General features: G+C 61.2%; 6 protein-coding genes and 1 tRNA gene. 3 read left to right on the top strand and 4 right to left on the bottom strand.

What is annotated here, in order from left to right:
- The 4 genes from QZL63_RS11530 to QZL63_RS11515 form a co-directional block, all read right to left on the bottom strand.
- The coding region (locus tag QZL63_RS11530) for a porin (RefSeq protein WP_290587243.1) at positions 1–1,098 on the bottom strand (1,098 nt) is incomplete at its 3' end.
- A gap of 139 nt (positions 1,099–1,237) precedes the next feature.
- Positions 1,238–2,512, bottom strand: coding sequence for a Y-family DNA polymerase (locus QZL63_RS11525; RefSeq protein WP_022309441.1), 1,275 nt, complete (start codon positions 2,510–2,512; stop codon positions 1,238–1,240).
- A 6-nt stretch (positions 2,513–2,518) separates the two neighbouring features.
- Positions 2,519–2,962: a LexA family protein gene (locus QZL63_RS11520; RefSeq protein ID WP_022309440.1), complete on the bottom strand. Its 444-nt coding sequence runs from the start codon at positions 2,960–2,962 to the stop codon at positions 2,519–2,521.
- Positions 2,963–3,115: 153 nt separating this feature from the next.
- Positions 3,116–3,207 (bottom strand) — tRNA-Ser (locus QZL63_RS11515).
- A 188-nt stretch (positions 3,208–3,395) separates the two neighbouring features.
- Here QZL63_RS11515 and sufB point away from each other — a divergent pair.
- From sufB to QZL63_RS11500, 3 genes are read left to right on the top strand one after another with little or no spacing between them, the layout of a single operon-like run.
- Positions 3,396–4,841: a Fe-S cluster assembly protein SufB gene (sufB, locus tag QZL63_RS11510; protein ID WP_022309439.1), complete on the top strand. Its 1,446-nt coding sequence runs from the start codon at positions 3,396–3,398 to the stop codon at positions 4,839–4,841.
- A 56-nt stretch (positions 4,842–4,897) separates the two neighbouring features.
- Positions 4,898–5,650, top strand: a complete 753-nt coding sequence (gene sufC / locus QZL63_RS11505; protein ID WP_022309438.1) for a Fe-S cluster assembly ATPase SufC — start codon at positions 4,898–4,900, stop codon at positions 5,648–5,650.
- Positions 5,647–6,471, top strand: a complete 825-nt coding sequence (locus QZL63_RS11500; RefSeq protein ID WP_022309437.1) for a SufD family Fe-S cluster assembly protein — start codon at positions 5,647–5,649, stop codon at positions 6,469–6,471. Before sufC ends, QZL63_RS11500 begins: the two co-directional genes overlap by 4 nt.
- Positions 6,472–6,475 lie beyond the last annotated feature (4 nt).

The raw sequence follows: 6,475 nt of genomic DNA, 5'->3' as shown, positions 1-6,475 counted from the left end.
GAGCGTCGAGTTGCGCAGGGCGATCTCCCATTTGCCGTTGAACAGGTAGCTGGTCTGCAGGTTGAGACCGCATCCGTCGTAGATGAAAGCGTTGCGGTCGGTGTCGAAGAGGGGGTCGCTGCTCGTACGCCCCATGAAATCGGTATAGAATGCCCAGCCGCGGTATTTGAGGATGAAGTCCACGAAATAGGAGTTGATGTCACGGGTTTCGCCCTCGGGCATCATGGCTCCGCGCTGTCCCTGGAAACGGGAGGCGTTGTCGTTGAACGACCAGGCCCCGGCCAGAAGGATGCGAACCTGCTCCTCGTAGTCGAAGTCGCCCTCCAGCAGGTCTCCCTTCGCACCGAACCGGCCGAGCGGGTAGAGCTCCAGACGCCCCGTGTAGGCGAGGCCTCCATCCGTTGAATTTCCCCAGTTGCGGCCTTCACCGAGCGTAACGGAACCCTTGGCCGAGAGGTTGAACCCGTCGCCTTCGCCGAGGTTGTATTCTCCGAAGAACCCGAAGTCGCGGTCGAGGTTGAACTGGCTGTTCACGATGCTGCGGTCTACGAACTGCAGGGCGCTCGACGAGTTGATCCGGGCGCGGTTGGCCTTGATCTTGGTCTGTCCGAATCCAATGTTCCACCGGGCGTTGGGAACATAGTAGACGATGGCGTCGCGGATGATGTTCGTGTTGCCGTTGGGCAGTGTTTCGGCGTCGTATCCGGTGAATCCAAGCTGGATCGAGTAGACCAGTTTGGGCGAATAGATGTATCCGTCGAAGCGAAGCCGGAGCCGCTTGACGCGGGCTTCGGTTTCGGTGAGCGAGAAATCGCGGTCGAACGAGAGGGCCACGAGGTTCTGCATGCGGAAACGCATCGTCAGCTCGAACCAGTCGTTTCGGGGACGGAACGTGATTCCCTTTCCGACCTCGAGGTTCGGCATGTTGCGCAGCCGGGCAAGCAACATCTCGTCGTCGGCCAGCGAGTCGGTTATGGAAAACTGGGTGCGGTGGAAAAATGATTGTTCGGGATTTTGGCGGAGCGCCTCCGTTTTTTCCTGCGCCAGGACGCGGGTGCAGCCGAGCAGGAGAAGCGACAGAACGGCGAGTTTTCTCATTCTCATCTGTTTTCTGGGTGTTTCTTACACATGCAATTGTGGTGCAAAGTTGGTGACGAAATCTGAAATGACCATGAAATGGATGTGACAAAGGTGTTAAAAAAACCGATGTCGCCGGAGTGGGAGGGCTGAGCGTTTGCTACTTTTTGCCTTTCGGCCCGGCCTTGACTACCAGCAGTTCCTTCCAGTCGGTCGTATAGCGGGGCGAGAGGTGTTCGCGGTTCATGCGGAAGGGTTCGGTGCCCTGTGCCGCGACGACGAGTGTCCCCCGGCCGCAGACCTTGTTCACCGAGTCGAGCACGGCCATCAGCCGGGCGTGCTTCTCGTGCGAGTCCGGCGTAAAGAGCGAGCCCTGCAACCCCGATCGGGGTGCGGTCTGCGAGAGGATCACGCCCGCCTTCTTGTAGCCATAACCCGGCTGGAAGACCTGCCGCAGGGCAATGCGGGCCTGCCGCACGATCTCCAGCGTGCTGTCGGTCGGTTCGGGCAGCAGCTGCAGGCTTGTTTCGTAACGCTGGGGCTGATCCTCGCGGTGGCGGTTGGTGAAGAGGTAGCAATGCACCTCACGACAGACCGACCCTTCGCCGCGCAGTTTCTCGGCGCACATCGAGGCGAACTCGGCGACGATCGGGTCCAGCTCCTCCAGCGTATGGATCTCGTGCGGAAAGGAGCGCGAGAGGGTGATCTGCTGCTTGCGGGGAGGCATATGTTCGAAACTGATGCACTCCATCCCCTGTAACTCGTTCCACGTCCGCAGCCCCACGACCCCCATGCGGGCCCGTACCCACTCCTGCGGCAACTCGACAAACTGCTGTGCCGTGCGGAGCCCCATGCGGTCGAACATCCGCCCGTAGCGACGACCGATGCCCCAGACATCCAGCAGAGGGAATTTCCGCAGCACCTTCGTGATATCCTCCGGGCGGTGCATGTAGCAGCAGCCGTTGAGCCGGGGATACTGCTTGGCCAGCTTCGAGGCGATCTTGGCCAACGTCTTGGTCGGGGCGATGCCGATGCTGACCGGAATCCCGACGTTGCGACGGATCGTGCGGCCGATCGAACGTCCCAACTCGTCGAGCGGCTCGGCCATGCCCCGCAGGTCGAAGAAGGCCTCGTCGATCGAGTAGACCTCGATGCCGGGCACCAGCGAGCGGAGCGTCGCCATCACGCGGCGCGACAGGTCGCCGTACAATGCGAAGTTGGCAGAAAAAACCGTGACCAGCCCGCGGTCGATGAGCGGCCGGATCTGGTAGAAGGGCTGCCCCATGCCGATGCCGAGGGCCTTGGCCTCGTTCGAGCGGGCGATGATGCAGCCGTCGTTGTTCGAGAGCACCACGACGGGGCGTCCCACCAGATCGGGCCGGAAAACCCGTTCGCAGGAGGCGTAGAAGTTGTTGCAGTCGCAGAGCCCGTACATGGTCGCCTATTTGAAGGTTTTGATGACGTGGCGGACGATGCCCCAGATCTGGAAATCATTTTCGGCATCGACACGTATCGGACGGTATTTCGGATTCGAGGGCATGAGCCATGCGCACCCCTTTTCGAGACGCACGCGCTTGACCGTGAACTCCCCATCGACGTAGCAAACGGCGATGCAGCCGTCATAGGGTTCGACTGAACGATCGACGACGAGCAGGTCACCGTCGCCGATGCCATCCCCGGCCATGCTGTCGCCCGAGACCCGCACGAAGAAGGTCGAGGCGGGGTTGTGCACCAGTTCGCGGTTCAGGTCGAGCGGCGAGTCGAGAAAGTCGTCGGCCGGAGACGGAAATCCGGCCTTGACGGCTCCTCCGGCAACCGGAAGTTCCTGCCGCGTGGAGAGGTCCGGAGCATGGAAGGTGGTTATGGTGTTATGCTTCTTGTCCATATCGTATGCCGGGAGTTGATTTTTGGAGAAGAATCATCATGCGGAATTCCGATAATTGGTTTTCTGATTTCGTCGTGTGAATTTATGTTGATCGAAATAAAAACCCCTGTAAATTAGCAATTTACAGGGGTTGCAATCTTTTGCGTTGTTCCTTGGCGGAGAGAACGAGATTCGAACTCGTGGTACGGGTTGCCCCGTACGTCGGTTTAGCAAACCGGTGGTTTCAGCCACTCACCCATCTCTCCGGGCACCGTTTTCGGTCTGTTTCTTCCGAAAGGGTGTGCAAATATAGAATCTTTTTATCGAACTGCAAAGAATTACGGATAAAATTTCTGTTTTTCATGCCGTGGCCGCGGCCGCGGAATCAGATTTGCAGTCCGGGATTTCTGTTTTGTTCGGAGATTTTGTATCTTTGTACGATATTTGGCTTACTATGGCAGAAAACGAACGCGATATCCTGGAGGACATCCGGGATCAGGAATACAAATACGGCTTTACGTCCGACATCGAAACCGAACTGCTCGGCAAGGGGCTCTCGGAGGAGGTCGTGCGCGAGATTTCGGCCCGGAAGGGCGAGCCGGAGTGGATGACCGAGCGGCGCGTGGCGGCCTACCGCCACTGGCTGACGCTCGAGCCGCCCACGTGGGCCCACCTGCACATCCCCGAAATCGATTTTCAGGACATCATCTATTATGCGGCGCCCAAGGCGAAGAAACCCCTCGGCTCGATGGACGAGGTCGATCCCGAGCTCAAGCGCACGTTCGACAAACTGGGCATTCCGCTCGAGGAGCAGATGGCATTGGCAGGCGTTGCCGTCGATGCCGTGATGGACTCCGTCTCGGTGAAGACCACTTTCCGCGAGACGTTGGCTGAGAAGGGCATCATCTTCTGCTCGATCTCGGAGGCACTGCGCGACCATCCCGATCTGGTCCGCAAGTACCTCGGGAGCGTCGTTCCCTATACCGACAACTTCTATGCGGCGCTCAATGCCGCGGTCTTCTCCGACGGGTCGTTCTGCTACATCCCGAAGGGAGTGCGCTGCCCGATGGAGCTTTCGACCTATTTCCGCATCAATGCCGCGGGCACCGGACAGTTCGAGCGCACGCTTATCGTGGCCGACGAAGGGGCCTATGTGAGCTACCTCGAGGGATGTACGGCCCCGATGCGCGACGAGAACCAGCTGCACGCCGCCGTCGTGGAGATCGTCGTCGAGCGCGACGCCGAAGTCAAGTACTCGACTGTGCAGAACTGGTACCCGGGCGACCGCGAGGGGCGGGGCGGCATCTATAACTTCGTGACCAAGAGGGGTATCTGCCGCGAGAACGCCCGCCTGTCGTGGACGCAGGTCGAGACCGGTTCGGCCATCACGTGGAAATACCCGAGCTGCATCCTCGCGGGCGACAACTCCGTGGGCGAGTTCTACTCAGTGGCCATGACCAACAACTTCCAGCAGGCCGATACCGGCACGAAGATGATCCACATCGGCCGCAACACGCGCAGCCGGATTGTCTCGAAGGGCATCTCGGCCGGGCGCAGCGAGAACTCCTACCGCGGTCTGGTCCGCGTGGCAAAGGGGGCCGAGCATGCGCGCAACTACTCGCAGTGCGACTCGCTGCTGATCGGCGACCGTTGCGGGGCCCACACCTTCCCGGTGATCGACAGCCGCAACCCGACGGCGGTCGTCGAGCATGAGGCCACCACCTCGAAAATCTCCGACGACCAGCTTTTCTACTGCAACCAGCGGGGGCTTTCGACCGAGGACGCCGTCGGCCTGATCGTAAACGGTTATGCGCGCGAGGTGCTCTCGAAGCTGCCCATGGAGTTTGCCGTCGAGGCCCAGAAGCTGCTGGCTCTGCAGTTGGAGGGGAGCGTCGGCTGATGCCGCTTCCGCTGCAGTGCGAAAGAATGAGTGAAGAATAGAAAAAACGATACGTTATGCTGAAAATAAGCAATCTGCACGCTACTGTCGATGGCAAGGAGATCCTTCGGGGCATTGACCTCGAGGTGAAGGCCGGCGAGGTGCACGCCATCATGGGCCCGAACGGTTCGGGCAAATCGACCCTGGCATCGGTCCTGGCCGGCAACGAGAAATTTACCGTCACCGAGGGCTCGGTCGAGTTCCTGGGCCGCGACCTGCTGTCGCTGCCGATCGAGGACCGCGCCCGGATGGGCCTTTTCCTCGGGTTCCAGTACCCGGTCGAGATTCCCGGGGTCACGATGGCCAACTTTATGAAGCTGGCTGTCAATGAACAGCGCCGCTTCCGCGGCGAGGAGCCGCTCTCGGCCGCCGAGTTCCTGCACCTGATGCGCGAGAAGAGCGCCGTCGTGGAGCTCTCCTCGAAACTCACGTCGCGTGCCGTGAACGAGGGTTTTTCGGGCGGTGAGAAGAAGAAGAACGAGATCTTCCAGATGGCGATGCTCGATCCCAAACTGGCCATCCTCGACGAGACCGACTCGGGCCTTGACATCGATGCGCTCCGGATCGTGGCCACCGGCGTCACGAAACTCCATACGCCGCAGAACGCCACGGTGGTCATCACGCACTACCAGCGTCTGCTGGATTACATCGTACCCGACGTGGTGCACGTGCTCTACAAGGGCCGGATCATCTATACGGGCGACAAGACGCTGGCGCTCAAGCTCGAGAAGGAGGGCTACGACTGGCTCATCAACGAATACGGGGCATGATGGACCGCATGGGTGAAATCATCCGCACCTGCCGGCCGGTCGGCGCGGATGCGCTCCGGATCGCGGAGCGGTCGCAGACGCCCTACGCGGCGGTCGATCCGCAGAACTTGCGGGTCGAGGTGGCCCCCGGGGCCGAGGGGCACCTGATCGTGGTGCACCGCGCTCCCGATCTGTCGCATATCGAACTCTCGCTGGGCGAGGATGCCCGGCTGGAACTGACCGAGCTGTTCCTGGGCGAGGCTTTTGCCGAGGTCGAGGTACACCAGGGCGGCCGTAGCGAGTGCCGCATGACGGCCGTGCAGCTGTCGAGCGCCAACGCCTCGTACCGCATCGAGCTCGAAGGCCGTGGGGCCTCGAGCGAGGTGGGCGCCGCCTTCCTGGTCGGGGGCTCCGAGCACTGCGTGCTGAAACTCCACACGGCGCACCGGGTCTCCGATTGCCGCAGCAGCTCCTCGGTCAAGGGGGTTGCCGGGGGCGAGGCCGTGGGGGAGTTCGGCGGACTGGTCTACGTGGCACCCGACGCGCAGCGCACCGATGCCCGCCAGCAGAGCCGCAATATGCTCCTGAGCCGCACGGCGCGCATCACGACGCAGCCCCAGCTGGAGATCTATGCCGACGACGTGAAGTGCTCGCACGGCGCCACGGTCGGGCAGATGGACGCCGAGGCGATCTACTACATGCGCCAGCGCGGACTGAGCGAAGCCGCGGCCCGGCGGCTGCAGATCGAGGGCTTTGTCGGCGACATCGTGCGCCGCAGCAGTTTCGAGCCGCTGCACGAGGCGGTCATGGAGCTGGTCAGCGAAAAAATGGAAAAACTCTGATCCG

It is taken from the genome of Alistipes sp. CAG:268 (assembly GCA_000434235.1).
Taxonomy (GTDB): Bacteria; Bacteroidota; Bacteroidia; order Bacteroidales; family Rikenellaceae; genus Alistipes; species Alistipes avistercoris.
Note: the sequence above shows the minus strand (reverse complement) of the source record. Positions and strands in the feature narration are given on the sequence as shown.